This window comes from Pseudoalteromonas aquimarina (assembly GCF_049257255.1).
In the GTDB taxonomy this organism is placed as follows: domain Bacteria; phylum Pseudomonadota; class Gammaproteobacteria; order Enterobacterales; family Alteromonadaceae; genus Pseudoalteromonas.
Genome location: NZ_JBMMUG010000001.1, coordinates 32,024 through 47,341, shown reverse-complemented (window position 1 = coordinate 47,341; position 15,318 = coordinate 32,024). Strand labels below are relative to the sequence as shown.

13 protein-coding genes and 4 tRNA genes are annotated in these 15,318 nt (G+C 40.5%); all 17 read right to left on the bottom strand.

The annotated features are described in order from the left end of the window. Nucleotides 1-18: 18 nt before the first annotated feature. Nucleotides 19-1,149: a sodium ion-translocating decarboxylase subunit beta gene (locus tag AAEU29_RS00220; protein ID WP_421971574.1), complete on the bottom strand. Its 1,131-nt coding sequence runs from the start codon at nucleotides 1,147-1,149 to the stop codon at nucleotides 19-21. 15 nt (nucleotides 1,150-1,164) lie between these two features. Next, nucleotides 1,165-2,955, bottom strand: coding sequence for a sodium-extruding oxaloacetate decarboxylase subunit alpha (gene oadA / locus AAEU29_RS00215; RefSeq protein ID WP_421971573.1), 1,791 nt, complete (start codon nucleotides 2,953-2,955; stop codon nucleotides 1,165-1,167). A 17-nt stretch (nucleotides 2,956-2,972) separates the two neighbouring features. Further along, nucleotides 2,973-3,209, bottom strand: a complete 237-nt coding sequence (locus AAEU29_RS00210) for an OadG family protein (RefSeq protein ID WP_421971572.1) — start codon at nucleotides 3,207-3,209, stop codon at nucleotides 2,973-2,975. 1,136 nt (nucleotides 3,210-4,345) lie between these two features. After that, nucleotides 4,346-4,422, bottom strand: a tRNA-Arg gene (locus tag AAEU29_RS00205). Between the two features lie 102 nt (nucleotides 4,423-4,524). Continuing rightward, nucleotides 4,525-4,601 (bottom strand) — tRNA-Arg (locus AAEU29_RS00200). A 59-nt stretch (nucleotides 4,602-4,660) separates the two neighbouring features. Then, nucleotides 4,661-4,737, bottom strand: a tRNA-Arg gene (locus AAEU29_RS00195). Between the two features lie 104 nt (nucleotides 4,738-4,841). Next, a tRNA-Ser gene (locus AAEU29_RS00190) sits at nucleotides 4,842-4,934 on the bottom strand. Nucleotides 4,935-5,103: 169 nt separating this feature from the next. Further along, nucleotides 5,104-6,924, bottom strand: a complete 1,821-nt coding sequence (locus AAEU29_RS00185; RefSeq protein WP_421971571.1) for a DUF885 domain-containing protein — start codon at nucleotides 6,922-6,924, stop codon at nucleotides 5,104-5,106. A gap of 116 nt (nucleotides 6,925-7,040) precedes the next feature. After that, the gene (gene csrA, locus AAEU29_RS00180) at nucleotides 7,041-7,232 is read right to left on the bottom strand and encodes a carbon storage regulator CsrA (protein WP_274761899.1); all 192 of its coding nucleotides are present in this window, start codon (nucleotides 7,230-7,232) and stop codon (nucleotides 7,041-7,043) included. Between the two features lie 82 nt (nucleotides 7,233-7,314). Next, nucleotides 7,315-8,529 carry an aspartate kinase gene (locus tag AAEU29_RS00175; protein WP_421971570.1) on the bottom strand — a complete coding sequence of 405 codons (1,215 nt, stop codon included), beginning with the start codon at nucleotides 8,527-8,529 and terminating at the stop codon, nucleotides 7,315-7,317. A gap of 2 nt (nucleotides 8,530-8,531) precedes the next feature. Continuing rightward, nucleotides 8,532-11,132, bottom strand: coding sequence for an alanine--tRNA ligase (gene alaS / locus AAEU29_RS00170; RefSeq protein WP_421971569.1), 2,601 nt, complete (start codon nucleotides 11,130-11,132; stop codon nucleotides 8,532-8,534). 8 nt (nucleotides 11,133-11,140) lie between these two features. Next, nucleotides 11,141-11,605: a regulatory protein RecX gene (locus AAEU29_RS00165; protein ID WP_421971568.1), complete on the bottom strand. Its 465-nt coding sequence runs from the start codon at nucleotides 11,603-11,605 to the stop codon at nucleotides 11,141-11,143. Then, nucleotides 11,606-12,421: a BPSS1780 family membrane protein gene (locus AAEU29_RS00160; protein WP_421971567.1), complete on the bottom strand. Its 816-nt coding sequence runs from the start codon at nucleotides 12,419-12,421 to the stop codon at nucleotides 11,606-11,608. A 68-nt stretch (nucleotides 12,422-12,489) separates the two neighbouring features. Beyond that, nucleotides 12,490-13,098, bottom strand: coding sequence for a GTP cyclohydrolase II (locus AAEU29_RS00155; RefSeq protein WP_274761895.1), 609 nt, complete (start codon nucleotides 13,096-13,098; stop codon nucleotides 12,490-12,492). 273 nt (nucleotides 13,099-13,371) lie between these two features. Next, entirely contained in the window at nucleotides 13,372-14,319 is a 948-nt protein-coding gene (locus tag AAEU29_RS00150) for an AgmX/PglI C-terminal domain-containing protein (RefSeq protein ID WP_421971566.1), read from the bottom strand. Then, entirely contained in the window at nucleotides 14,316-14,813 is a 498-nt protein-coding gene (locus AAEU29_RS00145) for an ExbD/TolR family protein (protein ID WP_421971565.1), read from the bottom strand. The genes AAEU29_RS00150 and AAEU29_RS00145 overlap by 4 nt, the downstream gene beginning before the upstream one ends. Then, a complete protein-coding gene (locus tag AAEU29_RS00140; RefSeq protein ID WP_421971564.1) occupies nucleotides 14,810-15,316 on the bottom strand; it encodes an ExbD/TolR family protein in 507 nt (168 codons plus the stop codon). Before AAEU29_RS00140 ends, AAEU29_RS00145 begins: the two co-directional genes overlap by 4 nt. Nucleotides 15,317-15,318 lie beyond the last annotated feature (2 nt).

Genomic DNA, 15,318 nt, shown 5'->3' with positions numbered 1-15,318 from the left:
TGAGCTCTACGATGAAACTTATCCCACCATGGCAAGCAGTATACCGGCAGCAACTGCACTACCAAGAACACCTGCTACATTTGGCCCCATCGCGTGCATTAACAAGAAGTTATGTGGATTTGCTTCTAATCCAACTTTGTTAACAACACGTGCAGCCATTGGCACAGCTGATACTCCCGCAGCACCCACAAGTGGATTGATCGGTGTTTTGCTGAATTTGTTCATTACTTTAGCCATTAGTACACCTGATGCAGTGCCAATACCAAACGCCACTGCGCCAAGGGCTAAAATACCCAAAGTTTCGACTGTTAAAAACTGATCAGCAGCAAGCTTAGAACCCACAGCCAAACCAAGGAAAATAGTGGTAATATTAATTAATTCGTTTTGCGCTGTTTTGCTTAAACGATCCACTACACCCGATTCACGCATTAAATTACCTAAGCAGAACATACCTACAAGTGGTGCTGCCGCAGGTAAAAACATGGCTATAAGCACTAACACTAATAACGGGAAGATAACCTTTTCCGCTTTGCTTACATGACGTAACTGTGGCATTTCAATATTACGTTCAGCTTCAGTAGTAAACAACTTCATAATTGGTGGCTGAATGATTGGTACTAATGCCATATAAGAGTAAGCAGCAACCGCAATCGCGCCAAGTAAATCTGGTGCCAGTTTCGACGCTAAGAAAATAGCAGTTGGGCCATCCGCTCCACCTATAATCGCAATTGCCGAAGCGTCTTGCAGCGTAAATTCAAAACCAGGAATATAATTTAAGAATATTGCACCAAATAACGTGGCAAAAATACCAAATTGTGCAGCCGCTCCTAGTAACAACATTTTAGGGTTCGCAATCAGCGCACTAAAATCAGTAAGCGCACCAACGCCCATAAAAATAAGCAGTGGGAACACCCCTGAATCAATCCCAATTTTATAAACGTAATAAAGTAACCCACCAGCCTCTGACAGCCCAGCAAGTGGAATATTAGTTAAAATGGCACCAAAACCAATAGGTACTAATAAAAGAGGTTCAAAGTTGCGCACAATTGCAAGGTATAGCAATAGTGCACCAACTAGCATCATGATTAACTGTGGCAATTCTAAATTAGCAATGCCCGTCGCTTGCCATAAGGTCAATAAGCTTTCCATTACACCTCTCCAACCTTACGCTAACGAAAATAAAGGATCGCCAGTCGCTACTGAGTCGCCTTCCGATACAAATATTTCAGCTACTGTGCCGTCTTTTGCTGCGCGAACTTCAGTTTCCATCTTCATCGCTTCCATAATAATCACAACATCACCTTGAGACACTTGTTGACCAGGCTTTACACTCACTTTAAAAATATTACCTGACAATGGTGAATTTAGCGTTTCGGCAGCATCAACAGAAGCTGATTGTGGCAATACATCTGTGTGCTGGCTTGCAGCACTTGGTGCTGGTTGAATATTGGTTAATTCACCACTTGGCGCCACACTTACCGCATACACTTTACCGTCAACACTAATACTGTAATGTTCTGTTTTACCATTACCTTTTGGTGCTGGCGTTTGCTCAGTTGGTAACGGCTCATTGCTTGGCGCAGGCTCAAATGCATCAGGGTTATTGCGGTTTTTAAGGAATTTCAAGCCAATTTGCGGGAATAATGCATACGTTAAAACATCATCAATCACATCATCCGCTAAATCGAGTTTATCTTTTTGCGCAATTTCATCTAACTCTTGTTCTAATTTACTAAGCTCTGGCTCGATTTGATCCGCAGGGCGACATGTAATTGGCTCAGCACCGTCTAAAACTCGTTCTTGTAGCTCTTTATTTACTGGTGCTGGCGTTGCACCATACTCACCTTTAAGTACACCTGAGGTCTCTTTAGTGATTGTTTTATAACGCTCACCAGTAAGTACATTTAAAACAGCTTGGGTACCAACAATTTGCGACGTTGGTGTTACTAATGGCAAAAAGCCTAAATCTTCACGTACTTTTGGAATTTCCAGTAATACATCGTCAAGCTTATCTTCTGCGCCCTGCTCTTTTAACTGGTTTTCCATGTTTGTTAACATGCCGCCAGGCACTTGCGCTAACAAAATACGTCCATCAACGCCTTTTAAACTGCCTTCAAATTTCGCATATTTTTTACGTACTTCTCTAAAATAGGCTGCAATTTCTTCCAATAGATTCATATCAAGGCCAGTGGCACGATCTGTATTCTCAACGATTGATACCATAGTTTCAGTAGCACTGTGACCATAAGTCATACTCATACTAGAAATTGCGGTATCAAGCATATCGATTCCGGCATCAATGGCTTTTTGGTATGTTGCTGTACTTAGACCTGTTGTTGCATGGCACTGCATTGCAATCGGCACTGCAACAGTCTCTTTTAATCCGGTGATCAGTTTTTCCGCATCATACGGATTGAGCAAACCCGCCATATCTTTAATACAGATTGAGTGCACACCTAAATCTTCCAACTGTTTTGCTTGATCAAGCCACATTTGTAGGTTGTGAACTGGGCTAACTGTGTATGAGATTGTACCTTGCGCGTGTGCACCTACTTTTACCGCAGACTTAATTGCCGTCTCTAAGTTACGTACATCATTCATCGCATCAAAAATACGAAATACGTCAACACCGTTTTTATGTGCACGTTCAACAAAACGTTCAACAACGTCATCGGCATAATGACGGTAGCCTAGTAAGTTTTGTCCACGCAGTAGCATTTGCTGTTTAGTATTTGGCATTGCCGCTTTTAAGGCACGAATGCGGTGCCAAGGATCTTCACCTAAATAACGAATACAAGCGTCAAATGTCGCTCCACCCCAAGATTCCATAGACCAATAGCCGACTTTATCTAGCTTCTCTGCAATGGGTAACATATCTTCTAAACGCAAACGCGTTGCTAACAAAGACTGGTGAGCATCACGCAATACTAATTCGGTTAATTTTAATTGTGACATTGATTTGGCCCCTTTTATTATTGCTTTTCGCGGTATTGTTTGACTGCCGCGGCAATCGCAGCTACGTGACTAGTTGGTACTTGATTACCGGATAATTTAACTGGGTTTGGTTTGACTTCAGGTGTATCAAAGTTAGCAAGTGCTCTAGACATGCCTTTAATGGTAAAAATTAATATGGTCAAAAAGACAAACACCACCACCATACCTGTAAACATTAAAACAGCTGCTTCTATCAGCAATCCTGATACATCCATTCCCCACCTCAAATTAGAATTTTTAGTTAACTTTTCTTAATAACTATTCAAAAGTGATGACCAATATTGATCACTTACAAGTAGTTGTCAATTGGTAAAACCAATTCACAACACTATACAAGATTAAACATGTCATTAACAATAGGCTAAAAACATGACAAACATGAGCTTATTTCATGACCTTTTTTATCTAATATGAGAGGAAGTAGATAGCAGCTATGCATGTTACTGCTGTTTTTACATAAAATTACCTGCTTAATCGGTATATTCGAATAGGCAAGTCATCACACTAAAAATTGGTAAGACCAATTATTTAAGTCTAAGTTATATTTATTTGATGTCGCAATTTTTCAAAATATGGACTCGAATATTAGTGGAGTATAAATAGAGGTATCTCTGTAGATGAAATATTGTCACAAGGCGATTTTAATTTTGATTAGCTTGATTAAGTTTACAAAAATCAGAATCATCGCGAAATTTGATAAATCTGAAAAAGTATTTATCTAATTTTAAGAAAAAAAATCGACGCTCAATGGTTGATATCACTTCAAAAGAAGTGGCGAACGCGGGACTTTTATTCCTAAAAGAGTAAACCTCCGAGCGCATGGTTCGTAGCCAGGTACTCTATCCAGCTGAGCTACGCGTTCGTAATATGCCTTAGTGTTTATATCTAACTCTGATGCTTTCTATCTAACAAATTTCATGCACAAAAAAACCGACGTTTGTCGGTTGATGTCACTTCAAAAGAAGTGGCGGACGCGGGACTTCTTTATCTAAAAGAGTGAACCTCCGACCGCCTAGTTCATAGCCAGGTACTCTATCCAGCTGAGCTGCACGTTCGTAATATGTCTTAGTGTTTATATCTGACTCTGATGCTTTCTATCTAACAAATTTCAGGCACAAAAAAACCGACGTTTGTCGGTTGATATCACTTCAAAAGAAGTGGCTAGCGCGGGACTTCTTTTCCTAAAAGAGTGAACCTCCGACCGCTTGGTTCGTAGCTTGGTACTCTATCTAGCTGGGCTAAACCGTCGAAGTATGTATTTGCGTTTAAATATGACTCTGATGTTCTGTGTCTAGCAAATTTTAGACACAAAAAAACCGACTTTCGTCGGTTGATATCACTTCAAAAGAAGTGGCGGACGCGGGAGGATTCGAACCTCCGACCGCCTGGTTCGTAGCCAGGTACTCTATCCAGCTGAGCTACGCGTCCGCAATATGCTTTAGTTTTTACATCTTACTCTGATGCTTTTGTCTATTAAATTATAGAGACAAAAAAACCGACGTTTGTCGGTTGATTTCACTTCAAAAGAAGTGGCGGACGCGGGAGGATTCGAACCTCCGACCGCCTGGTTCGTAGCCAGGTACTCTATCCAGCTGAGCTACGCGTCCGCGATATTTCTAATTTTACATCTTAGCCGATGACTATTTATTTAACCACTTTAGTAAAGTGGCGGACGCGGGAGGATTCGAACCTCCGACCGCCTGGTTCGTAGCCAGGTACTCTATCCAGCTGAGCTACGCGTCCGAAATTTTTAGTTTTTACATCTTACTCTGATGTACACGAACCTTTTTCGTAGCCAACTTAACCTAGATAAACTATCCAATTGTTCTACGAGCTCGTACAAGACATGGCGGAGAAGGAGGGATTCGAACCCTCGATAGGGCTACAAACCCTATACTCCCTTAGCAGGGGAGCGCCTTCGGCCACTCGGCCACCTCTCCGTCTTGTGGGTGCGTATATTAAAGCCTATTGAAAATAAGTCAAACAATTTTAGTCATATTTTTTCTGTTCGTTCACAGAATATGCAGTTTGCTTATTTTTCTAGCTAAGACGGCTAGAATATACAAGTTTTTGCATTAAGTAGCAGCCGAAACTGCTACTTAAATTTGCTTATTTTACACTTTCAATCCAGCTATCTAGTTTAGCTTCTAAAATCGGCATTGGCAGTGCACCATCAATTAAAATTTGCGTATGGAACGCTTTAATATCAAATTTATCGCCAAGTGAGGTTTTCGCTTTTTCACGCAGCTCGCGGATTTTAAACTCACCCAACTTATATGAAAGCGCTTGACCAGGCCAGCCAATATATCGCTCAACTTCTGAAATAATGTCACTTTCAGCCATAGATGAATTTGCCTTCATGTATTCAATACCCTGCTCACGTGTCCAACCTTTCGCATGGAAACCCGTATCTAAGACAAGGCGCATCGCACGTAATTGCTCATCAACTAAACGTCCGTACCACATGTAAGGGTCTGTAAATAAGCCTAGCTCTTTACCTAAACTTTCTGCATACAATGCCCAGCCTTCAGCAAATACTGTATAGCCACCAAATTTTCTAAAACGTGGTAAACCTTCTACTTCTTGTTGTAATGCAATTTGGAAGTGGTGACCAGGAGCAGCTTCATGAATTGAAAGAGTTTCTAATAAGAATTTTGGCTGCGCTTTTAGGTTATGCGTATTGATGTAAAACACGCCCGGTCTTGAACCATCTGGTGCTGGTGCTTGATATGATGCGCCCGCAGCAGATGCCGCTCTAAATGCTTCTACTGGTTTAACAACATAATCTGCTTTTGGCGCGATATTGAAGAGTTTAGGTAGCTTGCCATCGATCTTAACTTTTACGTCTTCATACGCTTTTACTAGATCTTCTGGCTTATCATAATAAAACTCATCACTATCACGTAAATGAACGAAAAATGCGGCTAAATCACCTTCAAAGCCAACAGCTTCTTTCACACCTTTCATTTCATTTAAAATGCGCTCTACTTCACGTAAACCAATTTCGTGAATTTCCTCAGCATTTAAATCAAGCGTAGTGTGTTGTTTAATTAAAAACTCATACCATGCTTTACCATTTGGTAAGTTTGCATAACCGACTTTCTCGTTTGCTGCCGGAATGTATTCTTGCTCTAAGAATTTAGCCATTTTTGCGTATGCTGGCACAAGCGTGTTCAAAATAAGTGCTTGATAATCTGCTTCGATTTGCGCTTTATCTTGTGCTGAAATTGACTCTGGCATATCAGCTACAGGCATCCAAAAAACGCTTTGTGTATGATCAGTTACAACGTGGGCTTGGAATTGTGGCAGTAACTTTTTCGCAAGCACTTGAGGCAAAGTCACATTTTGCTTAATGCCTTCACGCATATTTTCTTCGACACTTTCTAACCAAGTAACAAAACCATTAGCGCGACCAATAAAGGCATCAAACTCAGCCTTAGTTGTAAATGGTTGTGCACTTTTACCTGAACCAAGGCTTGCAAAGGTATTATGTTCGCCCGCCATTTGATCAATTGGAATTAAGTAGCTTGGAAATTTCTCTGACTCCAAAGAAAGGGCTAAGTCACGCTTGAAAATTTGGTAGCTTAACAGATCTTGGCCGGTTAACTTTGTAGCATCAATAGCAGCTAGTAATGACTGGTATTTCTTAGTAAACGCCGTTGCTTTCGCTCGGTTTTCAGCGCTTATTACCGGGCTCCATTGATTGTTGTATTGAGATTCACCCACATAAGTACCAGATACCGGCGAAAATGCTAAAGCTTCATCAAAATAGCTTTCAACAAGTTGATTGAGTTTTTGATTTTCAGATAATTGAGCTGTTTGCTCTGTGGCTGTTTTTTCAATTGCGGTTGTATTCGAATTTGTTTGTGTATCCATGCAACCTGTTAGTGCAAGGCCTACCGCTAATGCGAGAGAAGTTTGTTTGATCATAGCGTTTTTATCATTGTTAAAATTGTATACATCATAACAGTAGATAAAACAGTGACAAGGTATTAAAAACAAAAAAAAGCCAGCATTAATGCTGGCTCTTAAAATTCTGCTCTAAACTATTCGTTGCCTGGTTCAGAGTTAGCTTTTTCAGCTTGAATTCGCATATAAATTTCTTCACGATGTACTGAAACATCTTTTGGTGCATTAACACCAATACGCACTTGGTTACCCTTAACGCCAAGTACAGTAACTGTAACTTCATCCCCAATCATTAGGGTTTCACCTACGCGACGAGTCAAAATTAGCATTCTTTGCTCCTAAATATCCAAAGTTTAAAGATTCCGTATCAATTCCATTTTACATGAATATTATTCAAAAAGTTAGAAACTTTTACTGGTCTAAAGTAAAAGCACTATGTAACGCTCTAACTCCCAATTCTAGGTACTTCTCATCTACTAAAACCGAGACTTTTATCTCAGAGGTTGAAATAAGCTGAACATTAATATTCTCATTTGCTAATGCTCTAAAAAGCTTTCCTGCGACACCAGCATTTGATTTCATTCCTATCCCAACAACAGAAATCTTAGCAACAGTTTCATTAACTGTAACTGAATCCGCATTAAGAGTTGTAAGATTTTGTTTAATTAACTGTTCTGCCAACTGCGAATCGACTTCATGTACAGTTAAAGCATAGCCGACTTTATCGCCTTTGCAGGAAAAATTACTGATCATGTCAATTTCTATGTTGTTATCAGAAAATATCTCTAATAATTCAGCCAGTTGCTGTGGTGTATTCTCTAAGTTATGTACTTTGATCAGCACCTCATCTTTGCTGAATGCAATCCCAGAAACTACTTTAGAATTCATAGGGTTTTCCTCATAACTAATTAAAGTACCATGATCAGGTTCGAATGATGAAAGCACACGTAAAGGCAGGTTATGTTTACCAGCGGCTTCTACAGAGCGGATTTGCAAAACTTTTGCACCTAAGCTGGCAAGCTCAAGCATTTCCTCAAAAGTCACGTAATCCATTCGTTTTGCTTTTGGCTCAACCCTTGGATCGGTGGTATAAACGCCATTAACATCGGTATAAATTTGGCATTCATCAGCATTAATTGCTGCTGCAACTTCTACCGCTGTGGTGTCCGTACCACCACGACCAAGCGTCGTGATATTCCCTTCGATATCACGTCCTTGAAATCCAGCAAGGATCACAATACGCCCCTGCTCTAGCTCTTGATTTAAGCGTTTTGGCGGGATCATCTGAATCCGCGCTTTACCAAACAGATTATCCGTCATAATACCCGCTTGATCAGCCAGTAAGCTAATTGCCGAATGACCACGTTTGATAATTGCCATTGCAAGAAGTGCTACTGAGACTTGTTCACCAGTAGTTAACAGTACATCGAGTTCGCGAGAACTAGGGGTGGAATCTATTTGTTTTGCAAGATTAATAAGACGATTAGTTTCGCCAGACATCGCTGACACAACAACTACGATTTGATGTCCTTGCTGTTTAGATCGTACAACAAGGTCAGCGACAGCTTCAATTCGGTCTATTGAACCAACTGAAGTGCCGCCAAATTTTTTAACTAATAACGCCAAGTTTAAGCGCGCTCACTCACCCACGCATTCACACTTTCAAGTGCTGCAGCTAAGTTTTCTGGTTGAGAGCCACCTGCTTGTGCCATATCAGGACGACCACCACCTTTACCACCTACTTGTGATGCCATGTGGTTAACTAGCTCACCGGCTTTAAACTGACCAGTTAAGTCTTTCGTCACACCTGCAATAAGGCTTACTTTATCGCCACTTGCAACACCAAGCGCAATAATGCCTGAACCAAGTTTGTTCTTAAGGTCATCAACCATACCACGCAATGCTTTTGACTCAGTGCCTTCAACATTTGCTACAAGTAATTTAACGCCATTTACATCAATTACAGCGTCAAGTAATGATGCACCAGCTGCACTTGCAAGCTTATCGTTAAGCTGTGCAATTTCTTTTTCAAGACCTTTAGCACGCTCAACTAATGCTGATACTTTGTCTAACACATTATTGCTATCGCCTTTAACTAGCGCAGCAATTGCTGATAATGTTTCAGCTTGCTTATTGATGTAAGCAACTGCACCTTCACCTGTCACCGCTTCAATACGACGAACACCTGCAGCAATACCACCTTCAGACACAATCTTGAATAAACCGATGTCTCCAGTGCGCTTAACGTGCGTACCACCACAAAGCTCAATTGAGAAATCGCCAATGCTAACAACGCGTACTTCATCGTCGTATTTCTCACCAAATAATGCCATTGCGCCTTTTTCTTTCGCCGCATCAATTGCCATTAATTCGGTATTTAGATCGATGTTTTTACGGATCTCAAGATTCACCATATCTTCGATGCGTTGTAACTCTTCTTTTGTTACTGCTTCAAAGTGTGAGAAGTCAAAACGTAAACGCTCAGGATCATTTAATGAACCTTTTTGCGTAACATGCTCACCAAGTACCACTCGAAGTGCTTCGTGTAATAAGTGCGTTGCAGTGTGGTTTTTCTTGGTGTTATCGCGACGCGTTGAATCAACATGTGCATCAACACGATCATTAACACCAATACGGCCAACTACTTTACCTTTATGGGCAAATGCATTACCAAGTTTTGTGGTGTCTTCAACAATAAATTCACCATTAGCTACTTTAAGCACGCCCGTATCACCAACTTGACCACCGCTTTCTGCGTAGAAAGGTGTGCGGTCAAGAATAACAATACCTTGTTGACCATCTTCTAGTACTGAAACAGCATCTGCACCGCTGAATAATTCAACCACAGTGCCAGTGTATTGTTCGCTATCATAGCCTTTAAATTCAGTGGTTTTTTCTGACTTTAATTGGTCATTGTAATCTGCGCCGAATTTACCTGCTTGTTGCGCTTGTTTACGTTGAACTTCCATTGCTTCTTGGAAGCCACGCTCATCAATTGTCATAAAGCGTTCACGTGCAACATCAGCCGTTAAATCTGCAGGGAAACCATAAGTATCGTAAAGCTTAAATACTAAATCACCTGGGATTACATCGCCTTTTAGGTCTTTCAAGCTTTCTTCAAGAATCGCAAGACCACGGTCAAGGGTTTTACCAAACTGTTCTTCTTCAATACGAAGTACTTTTTCGATAATCGCTTGTTGCTGATGTAATTCTGGATAAGCTTCACCCATTTCAGTTGCAAGCGCTGCAACTAATTTATAGAAGAAAGTACCTGTTGCGCCAAGTTTATTACCATGACGTACAGCACGGCGAATAATACGGCGTAATACGTAACCACGGCCTTCGTTTGATGGCATCACACCATCAGCAATTAAAAATGCACATGAACGAATATGGTCAGCGATAACACGCAATGATTTATCTTCTAAATCTTGTGCGTTAGTTACAGCAGCCGCAGCTTTGATTAAGTTTTGGAAGATATCGATTTCGTAGTTTGAGTGAACACCCTGCATAATTGCAGAAATACGCTCAAGACCCATACCTGTGTCAACAGACTGACTTGGCAGAGGATCCATTGAACCGTCAGCGTGACGGTTGTATTGCATAAATACTAGGTTCCAGATTTCGATAAAACGGTCACCGTCTTCTTCTGGGCTGCCCGGAGGTCCACCCCAAATGTGCTCACCGTGATCGTAGAAAATTTCTGAACAAGGACCACAAGGACCTGTATCACCCATTGACCAGAAGTTATCTGCTGTATCAATACGAATGATCTTATCTTGCGGTAAACCCATTTCTTTGTGCCAGATATCAAACGCTTCGTCATCAGTATGATAAACCGTTACCAGCAGCTTCTCTTTTGGTAACTTGATAACATCTGTTAGAAATTGCCATGCAAATTTAATCGCATCTTGCTTGAAGTAGTTACCAAAACTGAAGTTACCAAGCATTTCGAAGAACGTGTGGTGACGGGCAGTATAACCTACGTTTTCTAAATCGTTGTGCTTACCACCAGCACGCACACAGCGCTGCGAACTCGTTGCACGATTGTATGGACGGCGCTCTGCACCTAGGAATACATCTTTAAACTGCACCATACCTGCATTGGTGAATAGCAAGGTAGGATCGTTGCCTGGTACCAATGAACTTGATGGCACCACTTGGTGTTGCTCTGATGCGAAATAATTTAGAAACGCGTTGCGGATTTCCGCGGTCGTCATATGCTGCATGCTACCTCTCACTCGTTTGACGGACTTGTTTGCATTGCAAATTCAATTTGTTCATGATTAAACCCTCGATAATTCATGTAGCGAATGCGCTTCGCTTTTTCTTTAAAGTCGAGGGAACTACTTGTATTTGTGAATTTCTTATTATATGCGGATTGGGCCTGCAGATACCAGTCTATTTCTAATTCTTCGACAATAGTTTGTACTAGATCGGCACTTACCCCTTTTTGATAGGCTTCATTTTTAATTCGCATTAACCCCAAACCTTTATTTATTTGGCGTCGCACAAAACTTTCGGCATAGCGAATATCATCAATAAAGCCATAATCTTCACACCATAAAATGAGCTTTTCAATAAACTCGTTGTCTTCACAACGCGCAGCTAATTTTTTGGCAATTTGTGCTTTGGAATACTCTTGTCGTGAAAGCAACCAAAGCACATAATTTTTTAATTTGGCTTGTTCTTTTTCTGTCATTTACGCATCAAATCTATCGTGATTTTGCGCCTGCGGCTGTTCATTATTTGACTGTTCAGATTTAACGATTACTGATGACATAAACATCGCTTGGAAAGACACAAAGAACCCTGCATAAAGCACTGGTAAAATAAATAACAATGGAATAAACGATAAGAATGCCGCAAATAAAATTAGGCCCGCTGAGATTGCACCAAAAATACCCAGTGCCGCCATATTATGCCAAAACACCAAAAGACTTGCTTTGATACACTCTAAAATACTGTTGTTTTCAGAAAAATAAACCAGCGGAATCGTGTAAGCAAAACACATGGTATAAAGTGAATACGCAGCAATTAGCACAATGATATTTGAAACCTGAATGCTATCGATTACTTGCTGCGCATGTAACTGCACTAGGTCAACATTTTGTGATTCAACAGCCTGAAGATACGCATTAAGAGGCTCACTCAAACCTTGAAATAACGACGTTGTTAAAAGCGCTAAAATAAAGCCACCAAAAAGGTGATAAAGCCCTAAGCGAAATAACATCAAACGTCGCCCAGCTTCACTGAACACATTAAAAAGGTCAAAAAATGCGATTTTTTTACCTTGTTGGCGATTTAGCATGGCACGGTAAAAACCCGCCGTGAAAAATGGCATTGCCAGTGCTGCAGGCAGCTGAAAAATCGGCGCAACCAATGCGATTAAAGATAAAATTCCTATAAATAGGTGCATTAGAATAAAGGTACCAGGTTGGCATTTAAACAACTCCCAACCAGCTTTAAACCAGTTAACACCCGCTTTTGCCTTAAAAATCCGTATTTCAACTGCCATTTTTCTTTCTTATAAATGAAAACGCTCCATAAAATGGAGCGTTAATAAATCAACACGATAGGTCTATGCTACTTTTTTAGTTGCGTTAAATCCAGCATATGTGAACCATGAGCCACTTTCGTCGCTAAATAGGCTTCATTGCCTTCTTTTAAATGCGCTGACGTACCGACTTGCTCCACTATGTTTATGCCCGATTCACTGAGCGCTTTAACTTTACGTGGATTATTTGTAAGAAGTTTAACTGAGTCAATATCAAGCGCCTGCAACATTAACGCTGCATCTCTAAACTCACGTAAGTCGTCGGCAAAGCCTAAATGATTATTTGCTTCGTAGGTATTCATACCTTGCGACTGTAAAACATAGGCATCAATTTTATTATATAAACCAATACCGCGCCCTTCTTGGCGTAAATAAAGAATAATACCGCCTTGCTTGTGCATCATTTCAATGCATTCATCAAGTTGTTCGCCACAATCACAGCGTGAAGAATGGAATACATCCCCTGTTAAGCACTCAGAGTGCATACGAATTAACGGGTTTGGCTCTTTATCAGCGTTATTAAAGATTAAAGCGACGTGTTCTTCACCGTCTAAAAGACCATGAAAAGATACAATTTCTGCAGGGATTTTACTGTTTTTGCCAACTTTGAGCTGGACTCTTGCTCTTACTTCAGCCACGACATTTCCAACAAGTATTTTGTGATATTATAACACTAGCTTTTTATTGAAACTAGCGTGTAGGTTTAAATATGTGCTTTTTTCAGCTTTTCAATGCCTGTTACAAACTTTATCCGCCAAATCCCATAAATAATAGGTTAGCTCGCTTTTACAAAGCTTAAAGCCTTAATCGAAAGAACAGCACCCACTGCTATAGGGTTAAAAAAGGAAAATGGTTCACTTGAATAAGAAAAATAATGCGTTAACTGCCATGTTTGCAGTTAACGCACTAAGTTAGAAAGGTAAAAAATTAAACGAGTAATTGAGCTTCGTTTCTGATACCAATTCTTGACCAAAATTGATCATGCGAATGCGGTTAACTAATTTTCGCTCCAACTCCGCGTCATTTAAGTCGCTTGAAAGTATTTCGCAAGTCTTTACTTGGCCATTGCCAGCAACCACAATTTCAACCGTGACTTTACCTTGCAAACTTGGATTTTTGCGAAGTGCACGACGATATAAGGTGTAAAATGCGCCTTGATTTTTATCAAGTACTGCGCGGATCGCTTCTACTTTGCGCATCTCAAGTGTTTCTTCACTAACTACTTCGCCCTCACTCATATCACTTTGATAACCGCCTTGCTCTGCAACAACCTCATCACCTAAAGCAATCAGTGATTTATCTGCCAATGCTTGTACATTCGCACTCGCTTGCGCGCCATCTTTCACATTAATTTGTTTGGATGTATCGGCTTTGGCAGTAACCTCTTCAACACTCGTCACCTTAGATGTTGGCTTTTTGGTTTTTAACGGCTGTGTAGTAGGCGTTAAATCAAAGTCATCTCTAAGCGCCGCTAAATCATCAGCGAGCGCAACTAAACCTGCACGACTTGCCTCTTCTTTTGCTTTTTCAAGGGCTTTTTTGTTAGGCGTTTTTACTTTTACTTCCGCTTTAATTTCGGGTTGTGGTTTCTTCTCAGGCTCAGGTTTTGGTTGTTCCTGTTTGATCTCGGGTTTTGGCTTTTCCGGTTTTGGTTCAACTTTTACGCGTTCAATAACCCGTGTCAGACTTGGCGGAATTTTTGTTTTTTGTGCTGGTGTAAGCTCGGGTAACTCCGTGAGTTTAACGACAGCAGCAAATAACAAAGTACCCACTAAAAACGCACTGGTTAAACGACTAAATAATCGATTTCCTGCGTTATCATAAAGTTCAAAATTTGCATTCAAGACTGCTGTGGTCATAGTTTACCACCACTTTCGGCAATTTGTTCAACAGCCAACGATAAATCTCCAAACCCTGCTTGTTGTGATGTTTGCATGATTTTTTTAAGGCGCTGATAGGCAATTTTTCCATCTGCCATAATTGTTAGCGGCCGCATATCATCAACAGGCTCAATTGCGTCTGCATGAGTTGCTAATGCTTTTGCTAAAGGGGCAAATACCTCTGTTTTACTGCTATCCAATTCACTCATTTGTGCAATTAATTGCCCTTGCAAAATAAGATTTGTTTCACTTACCAAAAGCACTAATGTCTCTTCAGCTAATGCTTGTTGCTTGGCCTTTGGTAGGTCAATATTTTTATTTACATCAAGCACTTGAACTGTTGAAGAATTTACTATTAAGAAGAAAACCAAAATGGTAAAGATATCCATTAACGACACCAAACTCAGTTTAGTTTGCTGCTGCGCCCTTTTATGGTGCCTTTCCATGCGAAGTGCTCTAACTGATTTTTTCATAGCGCCTCCACCATAGCATCACCCAAAGCAATTTCTGGAAAAAGTTCTGCTTCAACAACCGATGCGACAACAACTGCTTGGTAACTTCTCACAGTTTCCATTGCCGAAATCAGCGTTTGATAATCAACATCTTCAGCGACTAACAAGGTAATATTTTTCTTATCTACGCCTTTTTCCAGCAGTAGGTTTTTAACATCTTTTAATGCTAACTGAACCTGCTCAAACGGATACGCACTTTGCGTTTTTTCAAACTGCTTAAGGGGTACGCCTGCGGGATAATAAATAGTCAGCGAGTCTTTTTTAATCTCAAGCTGAAGCTCTTTTTTTGATAATTGCTCGGCGCTTTCTCCCGCTAATAAAGGCGGTAATTTAAGCTGCATCACGGTAATATGAGAAAACACCATCATCATAAGTAATACGGGCACTAGCACAATCATCAAACTCATAAATGAGGTGATATCAAGCTCAGCATCTTGCTTATTTGGCAATTTGCGACGAAACATAG